The organism is Wolbachia endosymbiont of Rhagoletis cerasi, from assembly GCF_018454475.1.
GTDB classification, from domain to species: Bacteria; Pseudomonadota; Alphaproteobacteria; order Rickettsiales; family Anaplasmataceae; genus Wolbachia; species Wolbachia pipientis.
This window is the reverse complement of record NZ_JADCNC010000001.1, coordinates 63,957-79,172: the sequence shown is the minus strand read 5'-3', so window position 1 is coordinate 79,172 and position 15,216 is coordinate 63,957. Positions and strand designations below refer to the sequence as shown.

Annotated in this window: 12 protein-coding genes, 1 tRNA gene and 4 pseudogenes; 11 read left to right on the top strand and 6 right to left on the bottom strand. The window is 36.0% G+C overall.

Annotated elements, in window-relative coordinates:
• Positions 1-12: 12 nt before the first annotated feature.
• The 6 genes from INQ25_RS00330 to INQ25_RS00305 all read right to left on the bottom strand — a co-directional run bounded on the left by INQ25_RS00330 (position 13) and on the right by INQ25_RS00305 (position 5,470).
• Entirely contained in the window at positions 13-609 is a 597-nt protein-coding gene (locus INQ25_RS00330; RefSeq protein ID WP_006279879.1) for a murein hydrolase activator EnvC family protein, read from the bottom strand.
• A 45-nt stretch (positions 610-654) separates the two neighbouring features.
• Positions 655-981 (bottom strand): MerR family transcriptional regulator, encoded by a 327-nt coding sequence (locus tag INQ25_RS00325; protein WP_006279880.1) that lies wholly within the window; start codon positions 979-981, stop codon positions 655-657.
• A complete protein-coding gene (locus INQ25_RS00320; protein ID WP_006279881.1) occupies positions 981-1,286 on the bottom strand; it encodes an integration host factor subunit alpha in 306 nt (101 codons plus the stop codon). The genes INQ25_RS00325 and INQ25_RS00320 overlap by 1 nt, the downstream gene beginning before the upstream one ends.
• Before the next feature lie 60 nt (positions 1,287-1,346).
• Complete coding sequence (locus INQ25_RS00315; protein ID WP_141456806.1) at positions 1,347-2,534, bottom strand: MFS transporter; 1,188 nt, start codon at positions 2,532-2,534, stop codon at positions 1,347-1,349.
• Positions 2,535-3,228: 694 nt separating this feature from the next.
• The gene (locus INQ25_RS00310; protein WP_213862781.1) at positions 3,229-4,731 is read right to left on the bottom strand and encodes a leucyl aminopeptidase; all 1,503 of its coding nucleotides are present in this window, start codon (positions 4,729-4,731) and stop codon (positions 3,229-3,231) included.
• Positions 4,732-4,828: 97 nt separating this feature from the next.
• The gene (locus INQ25_RS00305) at positions 4,829-5,470 is read right to left on the bottom strand and encodes a protocatechuate 3,4-dioxygenase (RefSeq protein ID WP_213862751.1); all 642 of its coding nucleotides are present in this window, start codon (positions 5,468-5,470) and stop codon (positions 4,829-4,831) included.
• A gap of 467 nt (positions 5,471-5,937) precedes the next feature.
• On the opposite strand from INQ25_RS00305, the pseudogene INQ25_RS00300 reads away from it, so the two are divergent.
• The 11 genes and pseudogenes from INQ25_RS00300 to INQ25_RS00250 form a co-directional block, all read left to right on the top strand.
• Positions 5,938-6,508 (top strand): annotated as a pseudogene (locus tag INQ25_RS00300) (DUF6444 domain-containing protein); the annotation flags it as partial.
• A gap of 54 nt (positions 6,509-6,562) precedes the next feature.
• Positions 6,563-7,942: pseudogene (locus tag INQ25_RS00295) on the top strand (IS4 family transposase).
• Between the two features lie 52 nt (positions 7,943-7,994).
• A pseudogene (locus tag INQ25_RS00290) lies at positions 7,995-8,327 on the top strand (PD-(D/E)XK nuclease family transposase); the annotation flags it as partial.
• Positions 8,328-8,808: 481 nt separating this feature from the next.
• Complete coding sequence (locus INQ25_RS00285; RefSeq protein WP_209473178.1) at positions 8,809-9,144, top strand: reverse transcriptase N-terminal domain-containing protein; 336 nt, start codon at positions 8,809-8,811, stop codon at positions 9,142-9,144.
• The gene (locus INQ25_RS06570; RefSeq protein WP_209473350.1) at positions 9,145-9,513 is read left to right on the top strand and encodes a reverse transcriptase/maturase family protein; all 369 of its coding nucleotides are present in this window, start codon (positions 9,145-9,147) and stop codon (positions 9,511-9,513) included. It begins immediately after the preceding gene.
• Positions 9,507-10,484: a group II intron maturase-specific domain-containing protein gene (locus INQ25_RS06565; protein ID WP_213862750.1), complete on the top strand. Its 978-nt coding sequence runs from the start codon at positions 9,507-9,509 to the stop codon at positions 10,482-10,484. Before INQ25_RS06570 ends, INQ25_RS06565 begins: the two co-directional genes overlap by 7 nt.
• A gap of 95 nt (positions 10,485-10,579) precedes the next feature.
• Positions 10,580-10,891: pseudogene (locus INQ25_RS00270) on the top strand (Rpn family recombination-promoting nuclease/putative transposase); the annotation flags it as partial.
• Positions 10,892-11,105: 214 nt separating this feature from the next.
• Positions 11,106-12,026, top strand: coding sequence for a hypothetical protein (locus INQ25_RS00265; RefSeq protein WP_213862748.1), 921 nt, complete (start codon positions 11,106-11,108; stop codon positions 12,024-12,026).
• Positions 12,027-12,092: 66 nt separating this feature from the next.
• A tRNA-Arg gene (locus INQ25_RS00260) sits at positions 12,093-12,170 on the top strand.
• A gap of 82 nt (positions 12,171-12,252) precedes the next feature.
• The gene (gene dnaJ, locus INQ25_RS00255; RefSeq protein WP_213862747.1) at positions 12,253-13,371 is read left to right on the top strand and encodes a molecular chaperone DnaJ; all 1,119 of its coding nucleotides are present in this window, start codon (positions 12,253-12,255) and stop codon (positions 13,369-13,371) included.
• Positions 13,372-13,579: 208 nt separating this feature from the next.
• Positions 13,580-15,214: a ribonuclease J gene (locus INQ25_RS00250; protein WP_012673044.1), complete on the top strand. Its 1,635-nt coding sequence runs from the start codon at positions 13,580-13,582 to the stop codon at positions 15,212-15,214.
• The last annotated feature ends 2 nt before the right edge of the window (positions 15,215-15,216 follow it).

Sequence of the window (15,216 nt, the reverse complement as noted above, 5' to 3'; positions counted from 1 at the left end):
ATAAATCCAAATTCAATTACAGTTCATATGCATCAAAGGATCAACCGCTTGGCCATTATGTCGTATTGTGAAACACATCTGTGGATCTTTATCTTGTGTGCTTGATTTACCTGCAGATCCAATTACTTGACCTTGCTTTACTTTATCGCCAATTTCAACATGTATGTTTTTTAAATAGGAGTACACAGTCATGTAATTATCTTTGTGTTCCACTATAATTAAATTCCCATACCATCTCAGCCCTTTGCCTACATATATCACTTTGCCTGGTGCAGAGGAAACTACGTTCGTTCCATTTTGAGCAGCAATTTTTATGCCATCCTTACACATTTCATCAGAAGAGGTAGCTGAACCTTTAACTGGCATTACAAATTTACAATTTACCCCCACATTTTGTGTATTATTGTTATCTTTGTATATCCTATTTATGATGGCTTTTCTACTTTCTTTTTGCACTGAAGGCTCCCTAATTAAATGGTACTCTCTTGTATATTCCAGATCTCTTTTTCCGTAAAATTCTTCGCCTTTAAGCAGCACAGGTGCAGGTTTTTGCAGGCCACAGCCTATTAATATTGCTAATAACATAAGAAATGAGGCTATATGCCACATTTTAAACTCTCACAAAACTCCAAAATTTTAGCGAGACGTAGTGTTTCACGCCTGCTTGTTACTTTCCTCGTTATTTATTTTACTAGTTAAATAGTCCCTCAAATCGGTGAGTTCTTGCAACAAATTCTTTGTGACTTTTATATCATTACCAAATTCTTTTTGCACTCCTTTTATTGTATATCCTTTATCATATAGCATGTATTTTACTTTCTTTATGGCCTCTATACACTTGCGATCATATAGCCTTCTTCCTTTACGCTTTGTAGGCTTAATTTGATGAAATTGACCTTCCCAAAATCTCAAAACATGCTGTTCCAAATGTAGCTCTTCAGCTACTTCCCCAATCGTATAAAATAATTTTTCCTTGTTCATTAATTATTGATTGATTTTTTTATAATTTTTGAAGGCCTAAAAGAAACTGAATTTCTTGCCTGAATCATCACTTTCTCCGATGTATTTGGTATATTTCCTGGTCTTTCCTTCTTTTTCTTAACCAAGAATGTTCCAAATGACGATATTTTTACTATTCCATCCTTTACCAAGCTTGTCTTTATTTCGTCCAATATATCATCTATTATCGAAACAGAGTCTTCCTTTGATAATCCTATTTCTTGGTTTATATCTCCAGCTATCGTTGCCTTAGTTACTGTTGTGTCTTTTGTTGTAACGTGATCCATTATTGATAAATATTACAATACGTAAATATAATATAGCAATCGACTCGAGATTCAGCTACTTTATTTTTTAGAGTATGTCTCTTTTGTTGCATAATTTAAAATACCGGCAACTATCAATATCGCAAATATTGCAAAAAGTGCCATTTTATGATCTGTAAAAAGTGCTAACATTGACACTATAACTCCACTGCCAATAAACATAAATCCATTGATAATGGATGATGATGTGCTGATGTATTTTCGTTTCACAATCTCGCTGCCGACAGTAAAATTAAGCATATGTCCTCCCGCAAAAAACCCGAACATTAACATACAAAAGTACACAACGTGGACTGTTAAATGGCTGTATAGTAAAATAATAATTGAGACGCCTTGCAATAAAGCAAAAGCAGAAATTACATGTTTCCTATTTTTAAATAAGTTTGAGATTCGATCTGCAATTGGAGCACCAACTGCAAGACCAAGCCATAGTATTGCAGTTGCTATACCTGACTCCATTGCATTGAGTTCTGAGTTGCCCAGTAACCTTGGAGCCCACAAGGTATTAAGTGCTAAAAATGTTCCAAAAGTAATAGCACCCACCACTGAAGTTATCCAGATATCTCTTAATTTTAGCACTGTTAATATAGAGCACATTACTGTCTTCATAGAGCTTTTTATTGTGCGCTTTTCTGAGCTGCTTTCTGGAAGTGTGTTTGGACAAAAAAGCGTAAGTACAAATATCAACACACCAAATAGTATTATGCATACAATCAGATTTTTCCAATATGCATCTTCGGCAAGCAAGTTAGAGAACAGTATTTGAATTACCAAAGCAGAAAGGCTTGAAATTGTCTGCACTAGTGAAAACATTAGTCCAAATTGGGCAGCGGAAAAACATATGCTACTTGTGTGAGCAGCACCAATAAAACCAAATGATGCTCCAGTTGCAATCAACACTTGAGACAAAATCAAATGGGAGAAATTGTCACTATTAATAAGGACAAAAAACCCCAAGATCATAGTTGATAACGAGAAAAAATAAATTTTTTTACTGGAAAAAACATTAAACGTTGCTCCACTAAAAAATTGTAAGATGGCGAAAGTCCAAGTATATGCTGAATTAGCCAGTGCAACTTGCGCGATTGTAAGTCCAAGTTCCTTTTCGAGATTTACACTTATAAAGGTATAAATTATCTGCATGTTGCTGAATATAACAACCAAGTTACTAATCAGCCAAATGAACCAAGCCTTAGCTCTGCTTTCCATAAGATTTATTTTTATAAGTAATCTATTAGAAATTTAACACTAAGTCTCTTTTTAAGCTATTGTTTCCTGACTACTGTTATAGCTAACCCAAAAAACGGTTTCCCTACGTCATGCCGCCGCGGTATCTCTTAGCCGCTAACAAGCAGCGGGATGACGATTGTCAGGGTGTCATCCCAGCGCCCCTATGATATCATCCGAGTAGCCAACACTGGTTTCCATCCAAGACGGTGTCATTCCAGTGCTTGACACTGGAATCCAGACTTTAATTGTTATACTTGTAAATAATCTGGTGAAAATAAACGTTCATCTCAAAATGCAGTATTTTTGTTGAAATAGCTCAACTGGATCCCAGTGTCTGGGCACTGGGATGACACCATAGGAGGCTACTTGGATGACAAAAAAAGGAGCACTGGGATGACAGCAGTCCTACGTCATACCGCCGCGGTATCTCTAGATCCCGCTAACAAGCAGCGGGATGACGAGCTTATCGTCACGCCGCCACAAACCGTCATACCGCGATTCATTCGCGGTATCTCAGCCGCTAACAAGTAGCGGGATGACGGTTGTCAGGGTGTCATGAAAGTAGCTGACACTGGAATCCAGAAAAAAAGAAATATGTATCAGCTACTTTCATTTGCTGCGCCTCGAAAATAAACGTTCATGTAGCTAAGCCATAAATCCAGTATAAAGACCTTTAATCATTGGCTTCGTAGTACTTCTCAACCAACTTATTAAGTAACCTTACACCAAAACCTACTGCTCCTCTTGGACAAATGTCAGTACCTTTTTCGTGCCAAGCAGTGCCTGCGATATCTAAATGTGCCCAGCAAGTTTCATCCACAAAACGCTGTAAAAACTGTGCAGCCATTATGCTATCTCCGCCAGAGCCCGCAGGAGCGATGTTTTGAACATCAGCAATCGGTGAATCAATAATTTTGTCATAAGTTTCATTCATAGGAAAACGCCATAACTTCTCATTTACTTCATTTCCTGCATCAATCAGACGGTTTGCTAATTCATCATTATTTGAAAAAAGACCAGCATATTCGTTATTTCCAAGTGCAACCACTATAGCACCAGTTAAGGTTGCAAGATCAATCATAAATTGTGGTGAAAATCTCTCTTGCGTATACCACAAAGCATCTGCAAGTATAAGCCTTCCCTCTGCATCAGTGTTTAACACTTCTATCGTCTGTCCAGACATTGAAGTTACTACATCACTCGGCCTTTGAGCATTACCACCCACTGCATTCTCTGCAAGTGCAACCACGCCGATTGCATTTACTTTTGCTTTTCGTCCTGCTAAAGCATGCATCACCCCAACCACAGTAGCAGAGCCTGCCATGTCATATTTCATCGACTCCATACCACGTGAAGGTTTGAGTGATACTCCACCAGTGTCAAACGTTATGCCTTTACCAACAAAAGCAATTGGCTTTTGTTCTTTAGCAGCTCCATTCCATTTTATCACTACTAATTTTGGTTCTTTACTACTTCCTTGTGCGACTCCAAGCAAGGCTCCCATTTTTTTCTCTTCCATCTGCTTTTTATCAAGCACTTCAATTTCAAGGCCAAGCTTAGTAAGTTCTTTTTTTATATGATCAGCATAGGATTCTGGATATAGAATGTTAGGAGGCTCTGTTATAAAAGAGCGCGCAAGAAATATACTCTCACCTTCTTGCCTTAAGTGCTCAAATGATCTTTCAGCATTACTTAATTGCTCATCTTTTACTAATACGGTAATTTCCTCTACCTCTGTAATTTTCTCATCCTTTTTAGTTTTATACTTATCAAACTTAAAACTACGCAGAAACGCACCATATGCAACATTTGCTGCACTACCTTCGATTAAAACCGCTGCTTTTTTAATTTTTAATCTGCTTAGCTCACAATATATTTTACCACCAATATTTAATTCTTTATTTTCATTCCATTCATCCTTCTTACCAAGTCCAACAACTATGACATTTTTTTCTTCTGGCAAAGTAGTAGAGAAAAATTCACCAAAACTTCCATTGAAATTGCTAAATTGCTTTATATTATCCATGATCTGTTTTCCTTGCAAAACTCCGCCATCATTTACGGTTTCGTTGTCCTCAAATAAACCCGTTACTATTGTTTTAAAATCGGGCGAAATTTTAGAAATTGTTATTTTCATTGCTGGCATCTCCGTTGCAAATAATTGTAAACTGTACATAAAACACAGCAAAAACATCAGTAAGATATTTTTCATATACATCCTAAGTACAATAATACTCAAGTTTACTATGGACTCCCTTACATGCAAGGGTTTTTTATCTTTTATTAGAGAACTTATTATATCCGCCCAAGGTAATGTTAAACGTATAGGTTTTTATGACCTGATCACTGTAAGTAAATGGTGTTATGAGAAGGCTTGCAAGCCCATTACTAACAAAATCTCCAAGAACAGGATCAGCACAATTATCGCAATTATGGTCAGCAAAAAACATTTGCGTTGTGAATTCTGGAAAATCCGGATGTTGAACTAGAAAGTTGATATGTGGAGCTCTATCACCAACTTTACCAGGTGCTATCGTAATAAAATTATAATAGCCAAGATTATTCACTACAAACCTTCCTGATCCAGCAAAATTCGGATCATCCTCTATATTCTTATCGTAATGGTTCACGCCGCGTGAATTCGCGTGCCATATAGAAACTACAGCATTTTGTATTGGTAAACAGTTTATATCAGTAATTCTACCCACTATGTGTATTAATTCTCCTGTTGCACTATTTGGAGAACCGGGTTTCCTTCTTAAATTGTTTGAAGAGCTAAAATTTTTTGGCCTTGCATCAAGGTCATATATTTCCGGAGTTTCAATGCAGTTGAGCAAAACAGGATCAGCTGCAAATAGCGGCAAACTGAATATCATTTGTACTAAAAGTGCTAACAAGATATTTTTCACATTCATTTCATTTATAATAGACTTCTTGCATAACCATATAACAAACTTTTATTGGAAATAGAAACGAAAAAACTTGCTTGACACCCTTCGCCAGCCCCCTTATCATGAAACTGAAGGTATTCAGTTATCTTCATCTGTGCAGATTAAACAGCAAGAAAACAACGTAGTTGGCGTCTTATTTTTAATTTTTTGCACTATGTGCACCTTATGTCTTTATAAAATTTCTAGGTTTTTACCTAATATAAGCTGAAATGCGCTATTTAAAACATTAAAAAACGCCAACTTAAAAAATGGATAGTGAATAACTAGCTACCCTAGGGTTTCTTTTGCCTTTTTTTCTGTTTAGTAAATTGTATCCGTTCAGCGGAGTGGTAGAATAAGGTAGACAAAGCAAGATAATAAAGATAATCATAGAGCAAAAGTGAGGTAATGTGGTAAACCTTTGAGAACTTTGCAAAAATTTACAGCAAAAAATAGAAAAACTGAAAGCAGAGATAGAAAACTTAAAAGCAGAAAATAAAGCTTTAAAGATAGAGAACGCTGAATTAAAGGAAAGGCTCGGTTTAAATTCAAAAAACTCATCCCTGCCCAGCTCAAAAGAGCTATACAAAATAAAAAAGGACAAGCCAAAAAGCGAAAGGAATGTTGGCGATCAGGTTGGGCATAAAGGAAATTTTCATGCCACAATGGAAGCGGATAAAGTAGTAAAAATAGAGTTGCCTAATATTTGCGAATGCGGAGGAGAGCTTGTAATATGCGAAAAACCTTATGTTCACCAAAAAGTTGATCTTCCGGAAATTAGGCCTTATGTAGTAATTGGAACATGGTCGTTGTTGGAGATGCAGAAAAAGAAAAAGTAGCAAGTTACCAGAAGGTGTTACGCCAGATACATTTGGTCCAAGGGTTAAGTCTATAATTGCAGCACTCAGCGGATTTTACAAAAACTCAAAGCGTGAAGTGGCTAGTATCATAAATGACATTTTTAATTTGAACATAAGTGTTGGCAGCATATCAAATCTTACTATTACCCACAAATATAAATGTACTTATAAATAAAGTATTACAATATTAAAGTTTGCAAATATTGAGGGTATAAAAATGGCAAACGAGAGTAATGAATGGGCTAAAAATGAATTTGGAGATGCTGTACTTGGAGATAAAAGATTAACTGACCGATTAGTAAAGATTGCTGATAGTTTGATAAGTTTACCTGAAAGCTCAATTAATGAGGCATGCGGAAGTTGGTCAGAAGCAAAAGCAGCATAACGTTTTTTTCAAAATGAGAACGTAAAAGAAGTCGATATTCTAGCTTCACACATTGATAAAACAGTTGAAAGAACAAAAGCTCATAAAAGAATTCTTGTGATTCAAGATACAACTTATATTTCATACTCAAGCCATAAGCGGATTGGGAACTATTGCTGGAAAAGGAGCAGTAATGCATACAGCCCTTGCTGTTAGTACGGAAGCTGGGAATACTGGATCAAAAGATTTACTCGAGGCAACTCATTTCTGAAGAAGAAAAAAGACTAAAGAGCCATCGTAACAACGTTCATATTGAGGATAAAGAAAGTATGAAATGGCTAGAAAGTTTAAAGAAAACAAATAATATTATAGATCTGGCCCAAACCGAAGCTATAACTGTATGTGACAGAAAAGCAGATATGCATGATTTTTTTGAACTTGCACATAATCTTAACTCAGCAATTTTAGTAAGAGCTCGCCACAACAGAAATGTAAATAAAAAATTCATGCATACCAGGAACAAGCAAAAATTATGGTCATTTATCCAAGGCCTCCCTTGCGCTGGAAAAGTAGAAGTTGAAATCCCTGCTAGAGATAACAAGCAAAAAAGGACAGCGTTTTTAGAAATTAGATTCGGAAAATTTATCACATGAAGGCCATATAAAATGTAAAGAAGGTCACATAAAATATAAACCGACAGAGTCTACAACTTCACGCAATTCATGTTGTTGAAAAAAACTCTCCTCCCGAAGCAAGTCCTCTAGAGTGGATGCTTTTTTCCGGTCAGTACTTTTGAAGAAGCTGTTGAAAAAGTTAGTTGGTATTGTTTGAGATGGAAAATAGAGATATTGCATAAGATTTTAAAATCTGGTCTCAAAGTTGAGGAATGTAGACTTGGAACAGCAGAAAGATTAATGAGGTATTTAACAGTCATGAGCATTATTGCTTGGAGAATTTTCTTTATTACATCAATTGCAAGAACTAACCCAACATTACCATGTACTACCTTATTAGCTGAAGAAGAATGGAAAGTTTTATACGTTAAAATACACAGAAAACCATGTCCAAGTGTAGTTCCCAACATAAAAGAAGCTGTTTCATGAACTTGGAGGCCATTTAGCAGGAAAAAATGACCCAGAACCAGGACCTTATGTTCTTTGGAAAGGATATAAACGTCTCTTTGATTTAGCAGAAGGATGGCGACTTGCTCACGAACCTCATATTTGTGGGTAATAGTAAGGTTTCTAAGGGAGGGAGTAGTAGTAATACTGCTTCCTTACCTGACCAGTTTGCTCGTGATAAAGGTTTTGAGAAACGAGCTCAACTATATGCTGCTAAGGCTTACTCAAGGCAAGCTGATAAATCTGGTAAGTACATTGATTTAAAGAAGGTTTTCTTTATTGCTATCTCTAATTGTAATTTATTTCCTGATAAGCTTGATTATATATCCAGCCACACTATAAGAGATGAGAAAACCAATGAGCATGACTTAAAAGATTTTCAATTTGTATTTATTGAACTACCTAAATTTCCTAAGAATAAGGAAGAACAGCTAGAAAGCATAGTGGATCGTTGGTTATTTTTCTTCAGTGCGACCCGGAAAGCCGTGGTTTTGTGATGGTTAAATTCCATCTTCCCTAGACATCGGGGATAATGTATGTCTCACATTTCAAAGGATGGCAACCTTTGGGATGCAAGCATGAGATAAAAGCAGGTAACACTAAACCTCATGGTGAATCCCTGCAAACAGAGTTAGATATGATTACGAGAGGAACCTATGTTTGAATTGTCGTCAAAGCATAGTATGCGAAAAGAGGTTGAACTACGCATAGACCAAAATGGTACGAAGCAAAAGGGGAACTAAAGATTGAAGACTTTAGTTATTGATGTTCCCAGCTTCCGGCAAATAGTAGGAATCTAAGTTTAACGTGAAACGAAGCCATGGAACGGAGTAACCACATAAAAGCTCTTATATTCATTAAAATATAAGTAGGTAGCCAACCACAAGCTGCTATGTGGAAGGATTGTTTAAGAAGCTAATGCCCAAAGTAATATCTGGGATATGCAGACGTAAACACTTTAATTTGGAAGGTAAAGTGGTGAATAGTAGTGAATATGTTATGGATCAGCAAAAAGCTAGGTATGAATGGAATGGAATTCCTTGGCGAAAGCTGAAGAAATCTTCATTTAAGCTACAAAAACGAATTTACCAAGCCTCTAAATGTAATGATATCAAAAAGATGCATAATCTTCAAAAATTATTGCTCAAATCAACAAGTGCAAAAACACTCGCTGTTAGGAAAGTAACACAGGACAATAGGGGGAAGAAGACTGCAGGTATTGATGGAAAGGCTAATCTTAATCAAAAAGAAAGATTACAACTATCATATTCTTTAGATATAAAAGAAAAAGCAAAGCCATCAAGACGCGTCTGAATCCCAAAACCTGGTAAGCCATCGGAGCATCGCCCGCTTGGTATACCTACTATATCACAAACACTTGTAAAAATGGCTTTAGAACCAGAATGGGAGGCAAAACTTGAGCCAAACACTTATGGTTTTAGACCTGGTAGATCATGTCATGATGCAATTGAAGCCATATTTGATGTGCTAAAACAGAAAACAGCATATGTATTAGATGCTGATATTTCTGGATGTTTTGACAATATTAACCATAATAAACTGCTTGAAAACCACACCAACGTTAAAGAAAATCATAAGAAGATGGTTAAGGGCAGGCGTTATGGAAGATGGAAAGTTTCAATCCACAAAACGTGGTACAATTCAAGGAGGCACCGTTGCTAGCTTGTGTTGCATTACACGGATTAGAGCAACATGTCAAAAAAGCATTAACAAACGAACTCTTTCAATGCATGAAAAGAAAATATGGTAGGATATCGCATAAAAACGCGCAAAAGTCTATTAGTGTAATTTTCTACTGTGATGATTTTGTCATCATACATGAAAACGAAGAGATTATTCTTAAAGCAAAAATTTTAGTTGAAGAATGGTTAGAAACCATTGGACTAAAATTAAAGCCCTCTAAAACAAGAATTTCTCATACATTAAGAACCATTGACGAAACAAAACCAGGATTTGATTTTCTTGGATTTTCAATAAGACAATATCCAACAAAAGAAAGTAAAAAAGGTTACACATTATTAATAAAACCAAGTCGTAATTCTATAAAGCAGCATACATTTGCTATTAAACATAAACTTAGAGAAATGCGTGGGGCGCCACAGGAAGTAATAATAAGGAATCTCAATCCAATAAACAGAGGATGGAGTCAATATTACTCTTCGGTAGTTTCATGTAAAATCTTTAGCTCATTGGATAATACTATACATAGAAAGCTCTGGAAGTGGTCAGTCTTTAGGCACCCAAACAAAGGGAAATGCTGGATAAAAAGAAAATACTTTAAAAAGTATAATAACGATAACTGGCGTTTTATTACAAGTAACAAGATACATCTTATTATACACAGCGATCATGTTATTAAACGACATATCAAAGTGCAAAAAACCAGATCTCCATATGATGGTGATTGGGTTTATTGGGGTAAACGTCTGAGAAAAATACCAGATAAGCCATCAAGAGTAATAAAACTATTGAAGTTACAACAAAGTAAATGTGATAATTGTAGACTATGGTTTAAAAGTGATGATACAATAGAAATACATCACAAAAACCGGAATAGACGAAACAATATGATCAAAAACTTATCTTTGTTACATGGACATTGTCACGATGAATTACACAGGAGGTGTGCATGACAAGCACCAAATTAGAGAGAAGCCGTATGAGGCGCAAAGTCTCACGTACGGTTTTGAAATCGAGTGAGGAGGGGCGACCTTCTTCACTTAGACAACAATATGCAGATGAAACTACGGAAGAAGACTTAAGGAAAATAGCAGAAAAAGCACCAATAATAAAGTTAGCCTACGATGAATTAGACAGGTTTAGCTGGAATGAAAAAGATTTAGTAGCATATGAAGAAAGAATAATGGATCTACGTAAGGAAGAAGCCATTCTTGAATACAGACTTGAGGAAGGTATAGAGAAAGGAAAAATCGAAGTTGCAAAAAATTTACTTAAAGCTGGTGTATCTGTTAATTTAATAGCTGAATCCACTGGCCTTTCTCAAGCTGAAATTGTACAGCTTAAGCAAGAAGTGGCCTAAGTATCACGGTTTTCAGGGCTTTTTTAGCTCGGCAGTGGTCTGAAAAGTCCATTTTTCACTTTATAAAATGTTTATATTTTACCACCTACTTTATTTGAATAAGTTCTTCTGCCACACTCTGAACGGATACTTGAATCAGGCTCAAGTTGACAAGTAGGTGTTATCTTGTTATAATAAATATTTATTAATTTAATCTTAACTTAAGAGGGTATTTATGGTAGCAAGTGATAGTGTTTTAAAAAGGTATGCGTTAGCCTATATAAAGAAATTAGGTAATAATAATAATATTGAAGGGTTTCTACAGTATTGTAATAATACACCGAATTTAACTTGGAGCAAGGAGAATTTTAAAAATGTGTATGAAGAATTTACATATCCAAATTCAAGCAATAGGCACGATACAGGAAGCAGAAATGATCAATATAACGCAGGGAATAACACACAACCTACAGGCCCTCAGACTACACATATACATGTATACAATGATAGAGGTTTAGATTTTTGGGATTATTTACTACTTCGCAGCCTGTTTGGTGGTCATACTACAGTTATAAATAACCCTGGTTTCAGTAGTGGTAGCCATCAAAGCAGAGAAGATAAGAAAAAAGACTCAGAAGACAATAGAAAGTTATTAGCTTTAGGTATGGTAGCTGCAGTTGTGTGTGTTGCTTTCCATGCTGGTATGTGTTTTTGGTATAACAGCAGCAGAAAAGTGGCTAGAAAAGAAGAAAAAATAGATTACCTGGATAGTAAATTTAAAACGTTCAGAAATATAGAATTTGCGGTTGGCGTTGTTTCTTTGGCAGCTTTGGTAGCTTGTGCTGTTTACCCAGTCTTACCAGTGTGGGGTTTAGCTATCCTTGGCGTTAATTCTCTCGTATGTTTTGCTGGTGGTTTAGCTTTTCATATGAAGCATGAGGAAGAATCAGAAAATATCGAGAAAGCTGAAAGAGCGGTAGATAGCTATCTTAAACAAGTGCATGGTTATGGAGATTCTTCTCGTGATGCACCACCTCCTTACTTTTCTCAAGATCCTAATACTACTCCAACTGCTCCTCCTCAAAATGCATTTGATAATCCTTATTTGCAACAGAAGTTTGGGAATTGTAAGGGGTTCACGCGTGATAAAAATTAACAGTTTTATTTTTAGCCAAATTAATTGAATCAAGCTACAAAACCTGCTAAAGTTAACTTTGTGAAAGCACCCTTAGCTCAGTTGGATTAGAGCATTTGACTACGGATCAAAAGGTCGGGCGTTCAAGTCGCTCAGGGTGCACCACATTTTATAGGAAACAGAAGTCACACTTGAAATTAATATATGTAATACCTATCTTTAAAGGTTAAACACTAAACTATTATATATGAGCAAAAAAGACTACTATGATCTGCTGGAAGTAGGCAGAAATGCCAGTATTGATGAGATAAAAAAAGCATATAAAAAATTAGCGTTAAAATATCATCCTGATAGAAATCCTGGCAATAAAGAAGCAGAGGAAAAATTTAAAGAAGTAACAGCTGCATATGAAGTTCTGTCTGACTCTGAGAAAAGGGCAGGCTATGACCGTTATGGCCACGAAGGTGCTTCTGGTGGATTTCAAGGCTTCAGCTCTGCAGGAGACTTTAGCGACATATTCAATGACTTCTTTGGTGGAGGATTCGGTGGTGGTGCAAGTAGATCGAGAGCAAAAAGAAGTACAACAGGAGTATCTGGAGCAGACCTACGTTATGATCTTGAAATTACCTTAGAAGATGCATTTAAAGGAATACAAGCGCCTATACATTATGTGACAAATGTAAAATGTGATACATGCCAAGGCACAGGTGGCGAAGGAGCAATTAAACCAGTTCAGTGCCACACATGCCAGGGAAGCGGTAGGATTAGAACTCAACAAGGCTTTTTTACCATCGAAAGAACATGTACTACATGCTATGGGGAAGGAGAAATAATACAAAACAAATGTAAGAAATGTGGTGGAAGTGGACGTAGAAGAGATGAAGTAAATATATCCGTTTCAATTCCAAAAGGCATAGAAGAAGGAGCTAAGGTAAGGATAAGTGGTAAAGGAGAAGCTGGAACAAAAGGTGGAAAAAGTGGAGATTTATACGTATACGTGAAAATAATTTTCCATAAAATCTTTGCTAGAAATAAAGCAGATTTACACTGTAAAGTGCCTATAAGAATGACACTAGCAGTGCTTGGTGGTGAAATCGATATTCAATCAATTGATGGAGCTAAAATAAAAGTAAAGGTCCCTGAAGGCACTCAAACTGGTACCAAACTACGTTGTAGGGAAAAGGGTATGCCATATATGAACTCACATGCTCGTGGTGATTTATACGTACAGGTAATAGTTGAGACTTTAAATCCAAAAAATTTAACTAAAAAGCAAATTGAACTATTAAAAGCGCTTGAAGAAGAGGAAAATGCAAGTGTACAACAGCAATCTGAAGGGTTTTTTAGTAAAGTAAAAAAAAAATAAGAAATCTGCTAAATGACATAAAGGGGTAACTGTTTACGGGTTTTCATTTAATCCTGCAATTCTTTGACCTTATTAATGGAAAACTTAACAATAGTGTTATTATTAGCCAACAGAAACTTCTTAGTTCCTTAAAACTATGTAAAAGCAATAAATTTCTTTATTTAAGGTCGAAGTTTTGCTATTCTCAGGTTTTAATAATTTAAATTTAATGAATATAAACAAAAATGAGTTTTTATTTCTTCCGCTTGGGGGAGTAGGAAGAATCGGGATGAATGTTAGCCTATATCATTACCAAGGTAAGTGGATTATGATCGACCTTGGTGTTGGTTTTGCAGATGAAACTATGCCAGGTGTTGAGCTGCTCATTGCTGATATAGATTTTATTGCTCAAAGAAAAAAAGATTTACTTGGAATAATAATTACACATGCACATGAGGACCACTGCGGTGCAGTGCCCCACTTGTGGGAAGAGTTGCAGTGCTCCATATATACAACAAAGTTTACGGTTAATTTTCTTAAAGAGAAACTAAAAGAATTTCGATTGGAAGGTATAGTGCCTGTGAAAGAGGTAGACATAAATGGCAGCATAAATTTGGGTCCTTTTACCGTCGAGTTTATAAATGTAACTCATTCAATTCCTGAGGCAAATTCAATATTAATTAGCACTGAAATGGGTAGTGCACTCCATACCGGAGACTGGAAATTTGATCCAAAACCTGTTGTTGGATTAACTTCTAATATGGAGCGTCTAAAAGAAATTGGCGATAAAGGTGACCTGCTTGCAGCAATTTGCGATTCAACCAATATATTAAGCAAGCATCACCCTGAGTCAGAAGGTGAAATTTATAATAATATTTATAACATAATAAAGCGGTCTAAAAAATTAGTTGCTGTTTCGCTATTCGCTTCAAATGTGGCACGAATTGAAACGATAAGCCAAGCTGCAAAAGCACTAAATAGAAAAGTAGTTTTACTTGGTAGATCTTTATGGAGAATAGTGAAAGTTGCGCAAGATAGTGGTTATTTAACTGATTCTCCTCAGTTTCTTGAAGCAAAGGAAGCAGTAAATTTTCCAAGGGAAGAACTGGTGCTACTTTGCACAGGTTGTCAAGGTGAGCCACTGGCAGCTACCGCAAGACTTGCTGCTAAGAGTCATCAAGCATTTAAAATGCAGCAAGGTGATACCATGATCTTTTCGTCAAAAATCATTCCTGGAAATGAAACTCGTGCGCACAACATGCTCAATGCCTTTATTGAGATGGGGGTAGAAGTTATTACTGAAAAAACAGAGCATGTTCATGCTTCTGGGCATCCAACAAGAGAAGAGCTAAAGGAAATGTATTCTTTAATAAAACCAAAGATGTCTATTCCAGTTCACGGCGAATATATTCACACGCATGCACATGTAAAATTTGCTAAAGAGTGCGGTGTGGCAAAAGCAATAATGATTGCACCAGGTGATATTGTTAATTTGGAGAACGGAGAAAAGGTTGATTCAATTGATGTTGACTACTTTGGTATTGATGGTATGTTGCTACGTCATCCGGAGAGCAGTGTTATAAAAATGCGTAAAAGAATGAGAGATGCCGGAGTTATTGTGGTAACAGCAGTTGTAAACAAGAAAAATAAATTGCTTGCTAAACCAAAAGTATTTGTACCTGGTGTTTTTGAAGTGCTAGAAGATGCAGCTACCATACAGAAAATTGTCAAGAAAGTTGAGTCGTTGTTTAGTTTGCAGCCAACAAAAAAAATTAAAAATAAGATTGAAAGTTCAATATTGAGTATCTTAAAGGAATATTTACTAAAAAGACCTATAATTGAGGTTCAGATAGAACAGGTATGAAA

What these genes read in the sequence shown, in the direction of transcription:
- INQ25_RS00305 (WP_213862751.1), bottom strand. Translation starts at nt 5,470, where the DNA reads ATGAATGTGAAAAATATCTTGTTAGCACTTTTAGTACAAATGATATTC.
- dnaJ (WP_213862747.1), top strand. Translation starts at nt 12,253, where the DNA reads ATGAGCAAAAAAGACTACTATGATCTGCTGGAAGTAGGCAGAAATGCC.
- INQ25_RS00250 (WP_012673044.1), top strand. Translation starts at nt 13,580, where the DNA reads ATGAATATAAACAAAAATGAGTTTTTATTTCTTCCGCTTGGGGGAGTA.
- INQ25_RS00315 (WP_141456806.1), bottom strand. Translation starts at nt 2,534, where the DNA reads ATGGAAAGCAGAGCTAAGGCTTGGTTCATTTGGCTGATTAGTAACTTG.
- INQ25_RS00320 (WP_006279881.1), bottom strand. Translation starts at nt 1,286, where the DNA reads ATGGATCACGTTACAACAAAAGACACAACAGTAACTAAGGCAACGATA.
- INQ25_RS00330 (WP_006279879.1), bottom strand. Translation starts at nt 609, where the DNA reads ATGTGGCATATAGCCTCATTTCTTATGTTATTAGCAATATTAATAGGC.
- INQ25_RS00265 (WP_213862748.1), top strand. Translation starts at nt 11,106, where the DNA reads ATGGTAGCAAGTGATAGTGTTTTAAAAAGGTATGCGTTAGCCTATATA.
- INQ25_RS00310 (WP_213862781.1), bottom strand. Translation starts at nt 4,731, where the DNA reads ATGTACAGTTTACAATTATTTGCAACGGAGATGCCAGCAATGAAAATA.
- INQ25_RS00325 (WP_006279880.1), bottom strand. Translation starts at nt 981, where the DNA reads ATGAACAAGGAAAAATTATTTTATACGATTGGGGAAGTAGCTGAAGAG.